Origin of the sequence: [Actinomadura] parvosata subsp. kistnae, from assembly GCF_900323885.1 — a bacterium.
GTDB lineage: Bacteria > Actinomycetota > Actinomycetes > Streptosporangiales > Streptosporangiaceae > Nonomuraea > Nonomuraea composti.
The window spans coordinates 390,460-405,430 of record NZ_OOHJ01000022.1 but is presented as its reverse complement, the minus strand read 5'-3'; the positions used below and the strand labels follow the sequence as shown (position 1 = coordinate 405,430).

The following is a 14,971-nucleotide window of genomic DNA, read 5'->3' as shown; positions in this document are numbered from 1 at the left end:
GGCTCACCTCGGCCCTGATCGCCGGAGCCGGGCGAGCCCGCCGGACGGCACCGCCAGCACGTGCGGGCCCGCGGCGAGGGCGATCTCCGTGCCGGTGACCTGCCGCTCCGTGCCCAGGGCGAGCTCCGTGCCCAGGGCGAGCTCCGTGCCGGTCACCGGCCGCCCCATGGCGTCCCACGTCTCCAGGTGCGCGCGCACCTCGCCGCCCTCGTTCAGCAGGATCGGCGCGCTCTCGTCGGCGTTCGCGACCAGCAGCTCCGTCCAGTCGCCCGGCGGGAGCGCGACCGGGTGCGGCGCGTACCTCGCCACGAAGTGCCGCCCGCCGAAGGCCGCCCTGACCACCGGGTACAGCAGGTCGGGCCGCTCGGGCGTCAGCCGCCCGTGCAGCAGCAGGTCGCGGTTCGCGCGCCAGACCCCGAGCCAGAACGCCAGCGCGCCGGCCTGGTCGCCGGTGAGCCGCGTCAGGTCCACGGAGACCTGCGGCACGCCCAGGAGGGCGTTGATCAGGTGGTGGGCGACCCGCTCCGCGCCGTCGTCCGCCGCCCACATGATCGGGTCGCTGTGGATCGGCGTGCCGGGCCGCGCCAGGCGCAGGTCGAGGATGCCGATGCGGTTCTGCGGGCCGTTCAGCGGGCAGTCGCCTACGCGGATCATGGAGGCCAGGCGGGCCGCCGCCGGATGAATGGAGGGCTCCCTGAACTCGATCAGAGGGTCGGCGCCGCGAGCCCGGAGGCGGGTGACGAGCTCCGCGATCGTGTCGATCGCGGCGGCCACCGCGCCCGGTGCGTGCTCGTCGGCGAACTCCTCCAGGAAGTCGAGCTTGAGGCCGTCCGCCCCCGTCCGCGCCATGATGTCGTCGAGCCTGCCGACGAGGTGGGCGCGGGCGGCCGGGTCGCGCGGGTCGAGGACCCGCGCCTGCAGCTCGGGCCGGTCGCGCAGCGTCGGGAACCCGAGGTCCGCCGCCTCGGCGTGGTGGCCGAGGAACGGCGTGCCGATCCACCACACGGTCCGTAGCCCGCGCTCGCGCAGTGCCGCGACCAGCCCGGCGGCGTCGGGGAACTTCTCCTGGGCCGGCTCCCAGTCGCCGCACGACCCGTACCCGCGGCCGTGCGCGGTCGTCTGCCAGCCGTCGTCGATGATCACGGTGCCGAAGCCCAGCTCCGCGGCGCGGCCGGCCTGTGCCAGCACCGCGTCGGCGGTGACGTGCTGGTGCGCGAAGTACCAGGTGCACAGGACCGCGTCCTGCGCGCCGGGGCGGCGCGGTGGCCCTGCTCGTCCTGGAGCCAGTGCCCGGCGTCTGTCACGGCCTCGGGGAAGGAGCGGCCGGACGTGTCCAGCAGCAGCCGCACCTCGCCCGGAGGGCCGTCGACGGTGACGATGATCGCGAAGTCGGCGGTCTCCTCCACCAGTCCCGCCCGTACGGTGGTCGCGCTCGTACCGGAGTCCACCGCGTACACCAGCCGCGTGGCGTCACGGGGCGCGAGCAGCGCGCCGAGCGGGAGCCCGCGCAGGGCGGTCACGTCGTCAGGGTCCGCCCAGGACGGCGGGATGGCGGCGTCGCGCACCGCGCTGCCGGGCCGCCACCAGGCGACGGCGTCGGTGGCGGGGATGGCCGCGGTCAGCGAGAAACGCTCGCCGAGGGTACGGAACACCACCTCGACGACGCCCTCGCCGAGGGTGCGGACCCGGGCTCGCGCCGACGGGGTGGCCTGGAGCCTGAGCCCGGGGCGGTGGCCGTCCAGGACGACCGGCGTCTCGGGCGGCGCCTGCGACGTGCCCGGCAGCCAGAAGGTGACGGGCGACGGTGATGCGACGTCGGTCATTTGCTCCCCGTGAATGAGATTCCGCCGATGATGTGACGCTGGGCGACGAAGAACAGCAGCACGCAGGGTGCGGTGACCACCAGGGCGGTGGCCATCAGCAGCGGCGTGTCCGTCCCGTTGACGGACTGGAACCCGGCCAGCGCGAGCGGCAGGGTCTTCCACCGGTCCGTCGTGAGGTAGATGGCCGCCTGGAAGAAGTTGTTCCAGTACGACATGAACTGCAGCACCGCGGTGGCGATGATGATCGGGCGCGACAGCGGCAGGTAGATCGAGAACCAGATGCGGAACCAGCCGGCGCCGTCGATGAGCGCGGCGTCCGTCAGCGCCTCCGGCAGGCGCAGGTAGAACTGCCGGTAGAGGAAGATGAAGAACGCCGAGCCGAAGAACGTCGGCACGATGATCGGCCACAAGGTGTCGATCATGTCGAGATTCCTGAACAGGATGAACTGCGGCACGATCGTGACCTCCTGCGGCAGCAGGAGCGTCGACAGCACGACCGCGAACAACACTCCGGCCCCCCGCGCCCGGATCCGCGCGAACGCGAAGCCGACCAGCGAGGAGGAGAAGACGACCGCGACGACCGGCACGAGCGTGCTGAGCAGCGAGTTGCGCAGGTAGGTCAGGAAGGGGAAGGAGCCGAGGCCCTCGGCGAAGTTGGACCACTGCCACTGCAGGGGCCAGAGCGCGGCGCCCGCGTGCGCCACCCCCTCCGGCGTGCGCAGCGCGGTCGCGATCATCCAGAGGAACGGGTAGACGAAGCCGGCCGAGCCGACGACGAGCAGGGTGAGCGCCAGGATCCGGGTGCCCAGCGGCCCGCGCCGCTCGGCGTCAGTGGGCATGGTGGGCACGGACACGCCGCTCGCGCTCCTTCGGTCGTTGCGACTCGTAGTAGACCCAGAAGGCGCTGCCGCGGAAGACGAGCGCGGTGAGCACCATGATCATGATGAAGAAGATCCAGGCCAGGGCGGACGCGTAACCCATCCGGAAGAAGGAGAACGCGTTGTTGTAGAGGTAGAGGACGTAGAACAGCAGCGAGTCGGACGGGCCGCCGCCGTTGTGGGTGACCACGTACCCCTGGGTGAAGGTCTGCATGGCGTAGATGAGCCCGGTGACCACGTTGAAGAAGATGACGGGGCTCACCTGGGGCAGGGTGATGTTCCACAACCTGCGCCACCGGCCGGCGCCGTCGATCTGCGCCGCCTCGTACAGCTCCTTGGCGATGTCCTGGAGACCGGCGAGGTAGATGACCATGTTGCCGCCGACCGTCCAGAGGCTCATGATGATCACCGTCGGCAGCGCCCAGCCCGCGTCGAAGAGCCAGCGCGGGCCCTCGACGCCGAGCAGCCGCAGCAGCCCGTTGGCCAGCCCGTAGCTGGGGTTGAACACCCAGATGAACAGCACGGCCTGCGCCACCCCGGTGACCAGCGACGGCAGGTACCAGATCGTCCGGAACACGTGGATGCCGCGCACCTTGCTGTTCATCAGCAGCGCCACCGCCAGCGACAGCACCGTCTGCAGCGGGACGCTGACGGCCGCGTACGTGAGCGTGACCTTGATCGACTGCCCGAGGTCGGGGTCGGTGAACGCCTCGGCGTAGTTGGCGAGCCCGACGAACTCCGGCGGGTCGATGAGGTTCCAGTCGGTGAACGACAGATATAGGGAGTAGGCCATCGGCCCGCCCGTGAACAGGAGGAACCCAATGATCCACGGCGAGACGAAGATCCAGAAGGCGGCGGTGTTCCGCGAGATCCAGCGCGCCCGCACCGCTCCCCACAGGCCGGCCAGGAGGACGGCGAACACGGCGGCCAGCATGATCACTAAGGACAGGATGGGGCGCAGGCCCTCGTGGACGTGCAGCCGTCCGAGCAGGTCTTCGAGGCCGCGCACGATGTCCTCCATGGCGATGTCCCCGCCTACTTGGTCGCGTCGAGCATCTTCTGGCACTGGGCCTGCAGCTGCGGCAGCACGGTCGCCGGGTCCTCGCTGCCGGAGCCGATCGCGGTGCGCGAGTTCAGATCCGTGGAGAAGGTGCTCTCGATCTTCACCTTGTCCTTCACGTACGCCGTGGTGACGGCGTTGGTGACGGCATCGACGAACGCCTGGAGGTTGACCTTCGGCGCGATCGACTTGAAGGACTCCAGCGACCCCTGCACGACCGGCACGCCGAGCGCGGACGTCGTCGAGGCGAGCAGGCTCTGGGCGGCGGGGCTGGTGCTCATGAACGTCGCGAACGTCTTCGCCGCGCTAGATCGCTGATGTGAAAATTGGTGATCGGCTGCAGGCATGACGAAGGACGTCCATGGTCGGTGTGTGAAGACTGACTTGGACGCCCTTCTAACCGCACTCTACGTGCATCTGGACGATCACGTGATGCCTTCGCAGGGCCGGCCTCGCGGGCGGGGCCGGCCGCCGGTGCTGACCCCGGCCGAGGCGGTGGTCGTGGCAGTGGCGCAAGTGCTGCTGCGGTGTGACGACGAACGCCGCTGGATGCGGATGGCGGCCGGCCGGATCGGGCATCTGTTCCCCAGACTGCCGTCCCAGTCGCAGTACAACCGGCAACTGCGTGCGCTGGGGCCGGCTATGTCGGCGGCGGCGTTGTGGCTGGCACGCCAGGTCCCCACCTGGCACGAGCCTTTGCGACTGATGGACGGCACCCCGATCCGCTGCGGCGCCTCGCGGGTGACGGTCAACAGATCGCACCTGGGTGAGATCGCCGGATACGGCATGGACAAGTCCCACCACGCCTTCTACTGGGGTGCCAAGCTGATGCTGATCACTACCGCTGACGGCGCGGTGACCGGCTTCAGCCTGGCCCACCCCAAAGAGCTCGACGAACGCAAGCAGGCCCTGCACCTGCTGCACGTCCACCAGATAGCCGGCGGTCCATGCCCGATCGTGTGCGACAAGGGATTCGCCGGAGCCGGCATCGAGAAGGCCGCCGCCGATCTGGGCCACCTCCTGATCCGGCCGGCCCGCGAAGACGAGCCTGCACGCACCCTGCCGTTTCCCGGCTGGCTGCGCCAGCGCATCGAGGCGATCATCTGGACGCTGAAGAACCAGCTCGGCCTCGAACGTCACAACGCCCGCCATCCAGACGGCCTCTGGGCACGCATCAGCCAACGCGTCCTCGCCCTCAACGCCGCAATCTGGCACAACTGGAACACTGACGCACCGGTGAAACGGTCACTGACCGCCTATGACCACTAACCAAATTCACATCAGCGATCTAGCCTCGGTTTGCCCCGCCGACTTCGAGATGCCGAGGCTGTCCACCTCCATCGGCTCGCCCTTGCCCGGCATCGGCACGATGAGGAACTTCGAGGTGTCCAGGGCGGCGAGCTTGGCGATGTTCCACGGCCCGAAGTCCGGCAGCATCGCGACCTTGCCGTCCGCGAACCACTGGAACATGTCCTGGCCCTGGGCGTCGGCCGGGCTCGGCGCGAACCCGTCCGGCTTCGTGGAGTCCACCACCACCTGCGCGGCCCGGATGCCGTCGGCATTGGCCATGGTGCAGGTCCGGCCGTCGGCGCTGTAGTACGAGCCGCCCTCCGCGACCAGCCAGCCGTCGTACCACAACGGCGCGGAGCCGTACACCTTCTTGCCGCCCGACCCGGACGTCAGCTTCCTGGCCGCCGCCACGAAGTCCGCGGTGCTCATCGGGGCCGACCCGGACGGGACCGCCAGGCCGGCCGACTCGAAGGCGGCCTTGTTGACCGCCATCACCTTGCTCTTGGCGACGAAGGGGACCGCGTAGTCGGTGCCGCCGACGTTGCCGGCCTTCGCGACGGCCGCCGAGTAGTAGACGCCCTGATCCACCTGCACCGGGAGGAACGCGTTCGCGAAGCTCGGCAGCGCGGTGTTGGAGATCTGCGCCACGGTCGGGGCGTCGCCGCCGGCGATCGAGGTCTGCAGCTTCTGCTCGTAGTCGCTCTGGATCCAGTTGGCCTCGACCTTGACGGCCGGGTTCGCCTTCTCGAACGCGGCGATCATCGACTTGATGGTGGCGGCCTCGTCGTTGTTGCCCCAGAAGGCATAGGTGATCGTGACGTCGCCCTGCCCGCCGGTCGCCGGATCCGCGCCCGGCTCGCCGCCGCCGCACGCCGCGAGAGCGAGCAACGAGGCGACGGTGACAGCGGTGAGTGCCTTGGCCTGCATGGGGGGTCTCCTTCGCGAGAAGTGATCTGTCAACGGGCGGGGAGCCGGGTGACGCCGCCGTCCGGGGTCGCCCGTACACGGGTGCCGGCCGGCACCTCGATCGTGGAGACCTGCCCGTCGTCCCAGGTGGCGGCCCAGGTGACGCCCGGGCCGGCGGTCACCTGGAGCTCCGTGGCCTCCCGGCCGTCGTGCCGGACGCCGATGCGGGAGCGGCCGACGGGAACGTTCCCGGCCTCCAGCCACTCGCCGGCGGGCAGGTGGGAACGGGTGCGGACGACGCCCGGCCGTTCACCGGGCTCCAGCCCGGTCAGGCCGCTCGCCACATGCGCGACGTGGGTGAAGGGCACCTCCGGGTAGTCGGCGCGGGAGGCGGCCAGGGCGCGGATCCACCGCAACGCCTCGCCGTCCCTGCCGTAACGCAGGAACGCCTCCGGCAGGTAGGTGGCGGCCTCGATGTTGGCGGGCGGCGCCGCCTCCAGCCCGGCGGCCAGGAAGTCGAGGTGCGCGGCCGAGCGCTCGTCGGCGCGCATGATGCCCTTCAGCGCCGGGAACCAGGTGCTCTCCAGCCGGAACCCGGCGACCGGGCCTTCTGCGGTGAAACCCGCCGTGTAGTGGCGGCCGTCCCGCGACCACCAGGCGTCGGAGAAGTGCTCCGCCAGCTCCGCGGCGCGCTCGCGGTTCCAGGCGGCGAAGCCCGCCGCGAGCACGCCCGCCGAGCCGAGCGCCCGGTGCGCCGCCCACTGGCTGGCGATCCCGTCGGCCGCGACCCGCAGGTACGGCGGCCGCTCCACCTCGTTGTAGGTGGCCGTGCCGGACCAGAAGTCCCCGGTGCCCCGCTCGCCCGCGACGCCCGTCCCGAGCGGGTCGTGCAGCTCGACGAACGTGGTCATCGTCGTGCGCAGGAACCCCGTGATCACCGGGTCGAGCAGGAAACGTTCGTCGGCCGTCCAGCGGTACTGCTCGGCCGCCTTCTCCACCAGCTCGAACGGCGCCGGGATCTCCCGCACGAAGTCGTCGTCCGAGCGGTAGTCGATCGCGGCCGGGGTGCCGTCGAACGTGAACGCCCACAGCGGGTACCAGCCGCGAGCCGCGGTGGCCGAGCCGGCGAAGTGCCGCAGCATCGCGAGGTTCTCGGCGTTGAGCCCCAGGAGGTGGGCGCCGAGCGTCTGGTGGGCGAAGTCCCGCGCGTAGAACATCGGCCGGTCCGTCATCGCCGCCCAGTAGCTGGGCAGGAAGGCGGAGTCCCGCCCGGTCTGCACCCATTCCTGCGAGCGCTTTGACGCCCAGATGAAAGACTCGACAAGATCCGTCATGCTCGAATCAACCCAGACCTGCTCGGACGGGTGACTCTGTCCCGATCTGCCGACCGAAGTCGCAGATGGTGACTTGTTCGTCATGAGGAGCGAGTGTTACATAGCTGCTTCAAACCCGTCAACGATCCGACAATAAGCTTTCACACGGGCGGCCGATGACATGGCGAGAAGACGTGTCTCCGCCTTGCAGAAACACGTCAGGAACACGACAACGAAGCGACCCGGGAGGGGTCAGGCGCGCGGCGGAGCCGTCGAGCCGCGGACGATCAGCTCAGGGTCGAACATCAGCTCCCCGGCGGGCACCGGCCGCCGGTTGACCAGATGCACCATCGTGGCCGAGATGGCCTGCGAGATCCGCTCGATCGGCTGCCGGACCGTCGTCAGCGGCGGATCGACGAACCCCATGATCTGGTGGTCGTCGTAGCCGACGACGGACAGGTCGGCGGGCACGGACAGGCCGCGGCGGCCGGCCGTGCGGATCGCACCCAGCGCCATGTAGTCGCTGGCCGCGACGATCGCGGTCACCCCCTGGTCGAGGAGGGTCTCCGCCGCGGACATGCCGCCCTCGACGCTGTAGACCTGACGGACGACGTGCCGGCGCGGATCCTCCGCGCCCAGCGCGCCCATCGACTCGAGGAAGCCCTCCAGCCGCCGCTCGCTCGGCCGGTTGCCCACCGGGCCGACGATCATGCCGATCTGCCGGTGACCGAGACCCCACAGGTGCTCCACGGCCAGGGCCGCCGCCACCTTGTCGTTGGTGGAAAAGCTGGGCGCGGAGATGCCCTCGATCGCGCCGTTCATCGACACGAACGGGATCTGCCGCTCCTGCAACAGCCGGTACGGCCCCGGATCGGCACCCACCAGGGTATTGCTGGCCGAGGCGAAGACCGCGCCCGCGATGCCGACGTCCATCATCGACGTGATGAAGTCGATCTCCTGCAGACCGCCCACCGTCGTGGAGCACACCACGGCCTTGAACCCCTGCGGAGCCAGCGCCGACTCGATCAGCTCGCACAGCCGCCCGAAGAACGGCTGCGCCAGGCCCGGGGTCAGGACGATGACGAGCTGGCTCTGGCCACCGCGCTCGTAGCCCAGCTCCCGCATGGCCTCCTCGACGGCGCGCCGCGTCGTGGCGGCCACCACACCCCTGCGGTTGAGCACGCGGCTGACGGTCGCTTCGCTGACTCCGGCACGGGCGGCGACGTCACTGATTCCGACCTTGGCCATGGCTCCCTTTGATCAATCCGGACCGCGCGTGATCTCACTATACGACCAGAGGAAGCCAGAAATGTGGGCCGCCGGTGACCGCCGGCCCTTGTCCCGCATGTCATCGGGCCAGGATGGCATCGCCGCCTATACAGGCCGCATATGCGGTGGTCGCGGCATCGTCGGCGCTCGTCGCAGGGTGCACGGATCCGGCCGGATGACCGGTCCTGATCACATGATGCATGATCGGTAAGCATCCCTGACGATTCTCGGAGGTGGCCGGTCATGGCCCGTTCACGCATATTACGAAGCTCCCCGGCCGCGCCGGCGGGACGGCGGCCGGCCCTCGCGGCGCTCCTCGTCCTGCTCACGGCGCTCGCCACCCTCTTCACCCTCCAGCCTCGCGTGGCGGCGGCCACGCCGCCGGCCGGCCCGGCCGATGCCGCCGACGGTCCGGCGGCGCAGGCCCTCGTGCGGCTGATCGGAGAGTCGCGGGCCGCGCAGGTCACCCTGCGCACGATCGACAGGGGGACGGGCCGGGACCGGTTCGAGGTGTCCGCCGAGGACGGCCGCCTCGTCGTCGCCGGCACGACGCCCGCGGTGCAGCTCACCGGGTTCGGCTACTACCTGCGGCACGTGGCGCACGCGGACGTCGCGATCAACGGCACCCAGCTCGACCTGCCCGAGCAGCTGCCGTTGCCCGCCGCGCCGATCGCCCGTGACTCCTCGGTGGATCACCGCTTCGCGCTCAACGACACCAACCAGGGCTACGCGGGGCCGTTCCTGAGCTGGGAGGAGTGGCAGCGGCGGATCGACGTGCTGGCGCTGCACGGCATCAACGAGGTGCTCGTCTACGAGGGCCAGGAGGCCGTCTACCAGCGCACCTTCACCCAGTTCGGCTACTCCGAGCAGGAGATGCGAGCCTGGATCCCGCAGCCGGGCCACCAATCCTGGTGGCTGCTGCAGAACATGTGCTGCACCGACGGCCCCATCTCCCAGCAGCTCATCGACCGGCGGGCCGAGCTCGGCCGCAAGATGGCCGACCGGCTGCGCTCGCTGGGCATGGTCCCGGTGCTGCCCGGCTACTTCGGCACCGTCCCCACCGACTTCAAGACCCGCAACCCGGCCGCCAACACGATCCCGCAGGGAACGTGGAACAAGCTGGAGCGCCCGCACTGGCTCGACCCGACCAACCCCGTCTTCGCGCGGGTCGCCGCCCGGTTCTACCAGGTGCAGGCCGAGCTGTTCGGCGACAGCACCATGTACAAGATGGACCTGCTGCACGAGGGCGGCAAGGCCGGGACGGTCGACGTCGCGGCGGCCTCCAGGGCGGTGCAGCGAGCGCTGAACACCGCCCACCCGCAGGCGTTGTGGACGATCCTGGGCTGGCAGAAGAACCCGCTGCCCGAGACGCTGCAGGCCATCGACCGGAGCAAGATGTTCATCGTCGACGGCATCAGCGAGGAACCCGGCATCACCGACCGGGACAAGGACTTCTCCGGCACCGGGTACGCGTTCGGCACCATCTGGAACTTCGGCGGCCACGTCAACCTCGGCGCCCGGCTGACGGTGTGGAACGAGAAGTTCCACGCCTGGCGCGCCAAGGCCGGCACGGCGATGAACGGCATCGCGCTGATGCCCGAGGCCGTCGACAACAACCCCGCGGCGGTCGCGTTCTTCACCGACCTGCCCTGGCAGGACGGCCCCGCCGACCTGCGCCAATGGTTCGACGCGTACGCCACCGCCCGCTACGGCGGCGACGACCCGCACGCCAGGGCGGCCTGGCGCATCCTGCTCGACACCGTCTACAGCTGGCCCGCCGACGCCGACACCCGGCACGTGACCGGCCTGTACGACGACGAGCCCGGCCTGGCCAACACCGGCTACCCGCTGACCTACGACATCGCCGCCTTCGACCGCGCGCTGGATGAGCTCCTTCAGGTGGATCCGGCGTTGCGCGGGTCGGGCGCCTACCGCTACGACCTGGTCGACGTCGCCCGCCAGGTGCTGGCCAACCACAGCCGGCTGGACCTGCCCCAGATCCGCGCCGCCTACCGGGCGAAGGACCTCGACCGCTTCGACCGCCTCACCGGGCAGTGGATGGACCGCATGCGGCTGATGGACCGGCTGCTCGGCACGGATGCGAACTTCCTGCTCGGCGCCTGGCAGGCCGAAGCCCGCCGGCAGGCCGCCACCCCCGCCGAGGCGGCCGTGCTCGACCGTAACCTCAAGACGCTCCTGACGCTCTGGGCCCCCGGCACCGATCTGCAGGACTACGCCCGCAGGGAGATGAACGGCCTGGTCGGGCAGTACTACGCCCAGCGGTGGCAGCTGTTCTTCGACAGCCTGAAGACGGCGCTGCGCGCGGGCAAGCCGTACCCCGACCCGATCGACTGGCAGGCCGTCGCCCAGCAGTGGGCCGGCGCCGGCACCGAGCTGGCCGCCGAGCCGAGCGGCGACGCCTACACCGAGGCCGGCCGGGTGGCCGCGCTCTCGCGCGGGACGGTCAGCGTCGCGGTGGACCGCAAGGGCGTCAAGCCCGGCGGCACGGTACGCGTCACCGCCACCTTCACCAACGGCAACACACTGCGTCCCGCCGAGCAGGTCACCCTCCGCCTCGACACCCCGGACGGCTACCCGGCCCAGCCCACCTCGCCGGCCACCCCCGAACAGGTGGCACCGGGCGGCACGCTCACCACGACCTGGACGGTGACCGTCCCCGCCGCCGAGACCCCCGGCCACAGCCCGGAGCTGGCCGTCACCGCCTCCTGGGGGGCCGGCGACGACACGCGGCAGGACCAGGCCACGACCCGGCTGCTGATCGCCGGCGCCGCCCCCTCCTCGTACCGGACCATGACCAGCACGCCGGCCGCCTTCGCGCCCGCGAGCGGCGGGGTCGCGATCGCGGCCGGCGGCGCGGACCTGTGGCGGGCCACCAACGAGCTGGCCACCGCCTACCGCAAGGACGCCCTGGCCGACGGCAAGCAACTCACCAGCACCGTCCAGCGGCAGGACGGCGCGGCCGACTGGACCCGCTCCGGCCTGGTGGTCAGCACCGACCTGGCCGTCACCGGCGCCACCGGCTACGCCAACATCGCCGTCACACCCGGCCGCGGCTGCGTCTTCAGCTGGGACTCCGACAGTGACGGTCAGCTCGACTCCTACAGGGAGGTCGGCGGGTTCACCCCTCCCGTACGGGTCCGCATCGGCAAGTCCGGCGACCGGCTCACCGGCTCCTGCAGCAGCGACGGCAAGAACTGGGCCGTGATCGGCTCGGCCCGCGTCCCCGGCGCCGGCACCACCCTCGACGCCGGCCTGTTCGCCAGCGCCGCCAACCGGCACACCGGCCAGGAGGCGATCGCCGTGCTGACCGACTTGGTGGCGGCCCCCTCGACCGCGCGCAACAGCACCGGGGACACGCTGCAGAGCCTCCGCAAACCGGTCAAGGCGCTGAGCTGGGAGCCCAACCGCGGCCCCGAACACGCCAACGACGGCGACCACGACAACTCCCCGTACTTCTCCAGCCAGATGGACGGGGACACCACCTGGTGGCAGGTCGACCTGGGAGCGGTCAACGACCTGTCCCGCGTCAACGTGCGCACCTACGTCTCCGGCGAGCGGTACTACGAGTACCGGCTGGAGGGCAGCCTGAACGGCACCACCTGGTACACCCTCGGCGGCCGCCGCGGCACCCGGGCCGCCACCGACGCCGGCGACACCATCACCCTGGAGGCCCGAGCCCGGTACCTCAGGGTGGTCGGCACCTACAACAGCGCCAACCTCGCGTTCCATCTCACGGAGGTCAGCGCGTACGGCACGCCCAGGTAACGTCCGGCGCCCGGCCCCGATCACAGAAGCAGCAGGCCCTTCCCCGGCCCCGGCCCTTCGGCCCCCGGCCCTTCGGCCCCGGCCCCGGCCGCGGTCGCGGTCGGGCGATCAGCCCGCGCCCGGTCCGCCTTCTGGGCGGCCGGGAGCGAGGTGCCGGGGCCGCAGCAGGGGTTTGTCGCGGGGCCGGGACTCGGCCGCATCCCGCTCGCGCGACCGCCGCGGGCAGCGGCGCCGGCGGCTGGACGTCCTCGTCGAGCCGGAGCTTTGACCCATCGCGAGTCCAGCGTCCGGGCGTCTTCGTCGAGCCGAAGCCTTGACACATCGCAAGCCCGGCGAGCACCGTCAAGGGTGATCAACGATCACGAAAGCCCTCAGCGAAGCCGGACGGCCGGGAGGCGAGGATGACGGAGAAGGCCGGAACGGAAGGGTGGGTGCCGGCGGGCATCGACACCACCCGCCCGACGTCCGCGGGCATCTACAACTACGTCATCGGCGGCAAGGACCACTTCCCCGTCGACCGCGAGGCCGCCGAGGCGATGCTGGCCGGCAGCCCGAACACGGCCGTCGGCATGCGGGCCACCCGGGCGTTCCTGCGGCGGGCGGTCCGGTGGCTCGCCGACCCCGACGGCGGCGCCATCGGCCAGTTCCTCGACATCGGCTCGGGTTTCCCCACCGCCGGCAACGTGCACGAGATCGCCCAGAGCATCGATCCGGACGCCCGGGTGGTCTACGTCGACTACGACCCTACCGTGGTGGCCTGCGCCCGTGCCCTGACAGCCGGCAACGATCGCGTACGGGTGATCGGCGGCGACCTCCGGCGCATCGAGGACATCCTCGCCCACCCCGACGTCCGGGACTTCCTGGACTGGCGCCGGCCCATCGCCCTCGTCCTGAACGCGGTGCTGCACTTCGTCACCGACGAGCAGAACCCCCAGCGGCTGATCGCCACCGTCCGCGACCGGATGGCGCCCGGCAGCTTCCTCGCGCTCAGCCACGGCTCCATGGACGGCCTGGACAAGACCCTGTCCCCGGAGCAGATCCAGACGGCCGAGGAACAGTACCGGCGAGCCGCCGACCCGCTCGTACTCCGCACGCACGACGCCATCCAGCGCTTCTTCGACGGCTTCACCCTGGTGGAGCCGGGCTTGGTTCACGTCCCCCGATGGCGCCCCGACGGCACGGACGACGGCGCCCTCCCACCGGAGATGTCCGGCGTCTACGGCGGCGTCGCCCGCTTGCCGGCCCACCCGACCGGTTCGTAACCCCATGGGGCTGCGGCCGCATCCCGTCCCTCTTGCACGGCTGGTGCTCCGGGACTCGAACCCACGACCCACGGATCATGAGCCGATCCATACCGTTCGGGCTTGATCGTTGAACTGCGGGCTCGGCCGGGTGCGTACAGCCCCGCGGAACCTCATCCGGGGTCGGGCAGGCGGGGTGATCACATGCCGGGTGGTTGGGAGACTCTCGGGCTGGCGGGCGATCCCGCTCCGAGGGATCCGGCGCAGGTGCGGACGCTGGCGACGCGCCTGCTGGAGCAGGCGAAGCGTCACCACGTTCGAGCACGACGCGCTCGGCCGCCTGATCAGAGCCGTCAACCCCGACACCGACCTGCGCCTCGACCGTGACGAGGACGGCCGGGTCATCACCGAGACCTGCAACGGCGCCACCGTCACCAACGTCTACGACCGGCTCGGCCGCCGCGTGCTACGCGCGACGACCGGCTCACCGAAGTACGCACCCCCGACGGCCAGACCTGGCGCTACCGCTACGACGCCCTGGGCCGCCGCGTCGCCAAGGAACGCGCCGACGGCACCGGCCGCGTCGACTCGTCTGGGACGGCCAGGTTCTCGCCGAGCAGACCACCACCGGCCGCACCACCACGTGGGCCTACGAACCTGGCACCCACCGTCCCCTCACCCAGACCGAACGCATCCCGCAGGAGCAGATCGACCAGGCCTTCTACGCCATCGCCATCGACCTGCTCGGCACCCCCAGCCTTCACTACGACGTCTTCCGCCACTACGCCCCGATCGCCGCCCACTACACCAGCGGCGACCCGCTGGGCCTGGCATCGGGCCCGAAGCCGTACGCGTTCGTCCACCACCCGATCACCGCCGCCGACCCCCTGGGCCTGGCCGCTTACGGCGGGCCGGGCGGAAAGCACGTACTGGACGAACAGCCCGCCATCAGCTGTGGAGAAACCACAGGGTGTGCTCGAGGCACGGATCGACAAGGCTCCCTCTACATGGGGGGCACCGGTCAGATCTTCATTCCGAAACCTTGGACCATCCCCGGCGTGGAGGTGCTGGACTCATGGCCGCTGCACTAGAGCAGGATCGGGTGCGTCAAGCACTGGCCGCCCTGATCGAACTGCTGGAGAGCGTCGGCCGGCCCTTCGCGTCCTATGCCGATGGTCTCAGGAACCTGGACCGGCAGGTCGAGGAGGCCCGCGATCGCGACTCTCCCGAGCTGCTCCAGCACGCGGTCCGCAACATCCTCCGGCTGTACGGCGGCATGGGCAGCTTCGCGGACCTCATCCTGCAGACCCCTCAGGGCGTGGCGCTGCCCGAGCAGGACGAGTTCTACGCCTTGCAGCAGCAACTGTTCGAGGCGGCCCGCGACGAGCTGCGCTGACGCTGCGTG

The 14,971-nt window shown here is 70.8% G+C and carries 13 protein-coding genes; 5 read left to right on the top strand and 8 right to left on the bottom strand.

The annotated features are described in order from the left end of the window. Positions 1–3: 3 nt before the first annotated feature. From KIS93_RS63830 to KIS93_RS44655, 5 genes are read right to left on the bottom strand one after another with little or no spacing between them, the layout of a single operon-like run. Complete coding sequence (locus tag KIS93_RS63830) at positions 4–1,188, bottom strand: alpha-amylase family protein (RefSeq protein WP_246005457.1); 1,185 nt, start codon at positions 1,186–1,188, stop codon at positions 4–6. Beyond that, on the bottom strand, positions 1,140–1,823 hold the full coding sequence (locus KIS93_RS66280) for a hypothetical protein (protein WP_246005456.1): 684 nt from the start codon (positions 1,821–1,823) through the stop codon (positions 1,140–1,142). Before KIS93_RS66280 ends, KIS93_RS63830 begins: the two co-directional genes overlap by 49 nt. Next, the gene (locus tag KIS93_RS44665; RefSeq protein WP_080041367.1) at positions 1,820–2,677 is read right to left on the bottom strand and encodes a carbohydrate ABC transporter permease; all 858 of its coding nucleotides are present in this window, start codon (positions 2,675–2,677) and stop codon (positions 1,820–1,822) included. The genes KIS93_RS66280 and KIS93_RS44665 overlap by 4 nt, the downstream gene beginning before the upstream one ends. Further along, positions 2,652–3,722, bottom strand: a complete 1,071-nt coding sequence (locus KIS93_RS44660) for a carbohydrate ABC transporter permease (RefSeq protein ID WP_222107867.1) — start codon at positions 3,720–3,722, stop codon at positions 2,652–2,654. The genes KIS93_RS44665 and KIS93_RS44660 overlap by 26 nt, the downstream gene beginning before the upstream one ends. A 14-nt stretch (positions 3,723–3,736) precedes the next feature. Continuing rightward, a complete protein-coding gene (locus tag KIS93_RS44655) occupies positions 3,737–4,042 on the bottom strand; it encodes a hypothetical protein (protein ID WP_080041366.1) in 306 nt (101 codons plus the stop codon). A gap of 91 nt (positions 4,043–4,133) precedes the next feature. Here KIS93_RS44655 and KIS93_RS44650 point away from each other — a divergent pair, with 91 nt between their 5' ends. Further along, complete coding sequence (locus KIS93_RS44650) at positions 4,134–5,030, top strand: transposase (RefSeq protein WP_080038125.1); 897 nt, start codon at positions 4,134–4,136, stop codon at positions 5,028–5,030. Between the two features lie 6 nt (positions 5,031–5,036). Here the strand turns inward: KIS93_RS44650 and KIS93_RS44645 are convergent, their stop codons facing one another. The 3 genes from KIS93_RS44645 to KIS93_RS44635 all read right to left on the bottom strand — a co-directional run bounded on the left by KIS93_RS44645 (position 5,037) and on the right by KIS93_RS44635 (position 8,518). Beyond that, a complete protein-coding gene (locus tag KIS93_RS44645; RefSeq protein ID WP_080041365.1) occupies positions 5,037–5,978 on the bottom strand; it encodes an ABC transporter substrate-binding protein in 942 nt (313 codons plus the stop codon). Between the two features lie 29 nt (positions 5,979–6,007). Further along, positions 6,008–7,291: a hypothetical protein gene (locus KIS93_RS44640; RefSeq protein WP_155128213.1), complete on the bottom strand. Its 1,284-nt coding sequence runs from the start codon at positions 7,289–7,291 to the stop codon at positions 6,008–6,010. Positions 7,292–7,522: 231 nt separating this feature from the next. Beyond that, positions 7,523–8,518: a LacI family DNA-binding transcriptional regulator gene (locus tag KIS93_RS44635; RefSeq protein WP_080041363.1), complete on the bottom strand. Its 996-nt coding sequence runs from the start codon at positions 8,516–8,518 to the stop codon at positions 7,523–7,525. 264 nt (positions 8,519–8,782) lie between these two features. On the opposite strand from KIS93_RS44635, the gene KIS93_RS44630 reads away from it, so the two are divergent. The 4 genes from KIS93_RS44630 to KIS93_RS44610 all read left to right on the top strand — a co-directional run bounded on the left by KIS93_RS44630 (position 8,783) and on the right by KIS93_RS44610 (position 14,962). Then, on the top strand, positions 8,783–12,325 hold the full coding sequence (locus tag KIS93_RS44630; protein ID WP_080041362.1) for an alpha-N-acetylglucosaminidase TIM-barrel domain-containing protein: 3,543 nt from the start codon (positions 8,783–8,785) through the stop codon (positions 12,323–12,325). Between the two features lie 401 nt (positions 12,326–12,726). Continuing rightward, positions 12,727–13,587, top strand: coding sequence for an SAM-dependent methyltransferase (locus tag KIS93_RS44625; protein ID WP_080041361.1), 861 nt, complete (start codon positions 12,727–12,729; stop codon positions 13,585–13,587). 362 nt (positions 13,588–13,949) lie between these two features. After that, positions 13,950–14,657: an RHS repeat-associated core domain-containing protein gene (locus KIS93_RS69275; RefSeq protein ID WP_222107866.1), complete on the top strand. Its 708-nt coding sequence runs from the start codon at positions 13,950–13,952 to the stop codon at positions 14,655–14,657. Further along, positions 14,642–14,962, top strand: coding sequence for a DUF6966 domain-containing protein (locus KIS93_RS44610; RefSeq protein ID WP_155128210.1), 321 nt, complete (start codon positions 14,642–14,644; stop codon positions 14,960–14,962). Before KIS93_RS69275 ends, KIS93_RS44610 begins: the two co-directional genes overlap by 16 nt. The last annotated feature ends 9 nt before the right edge of the window (positions 14,963–14,971 follow it).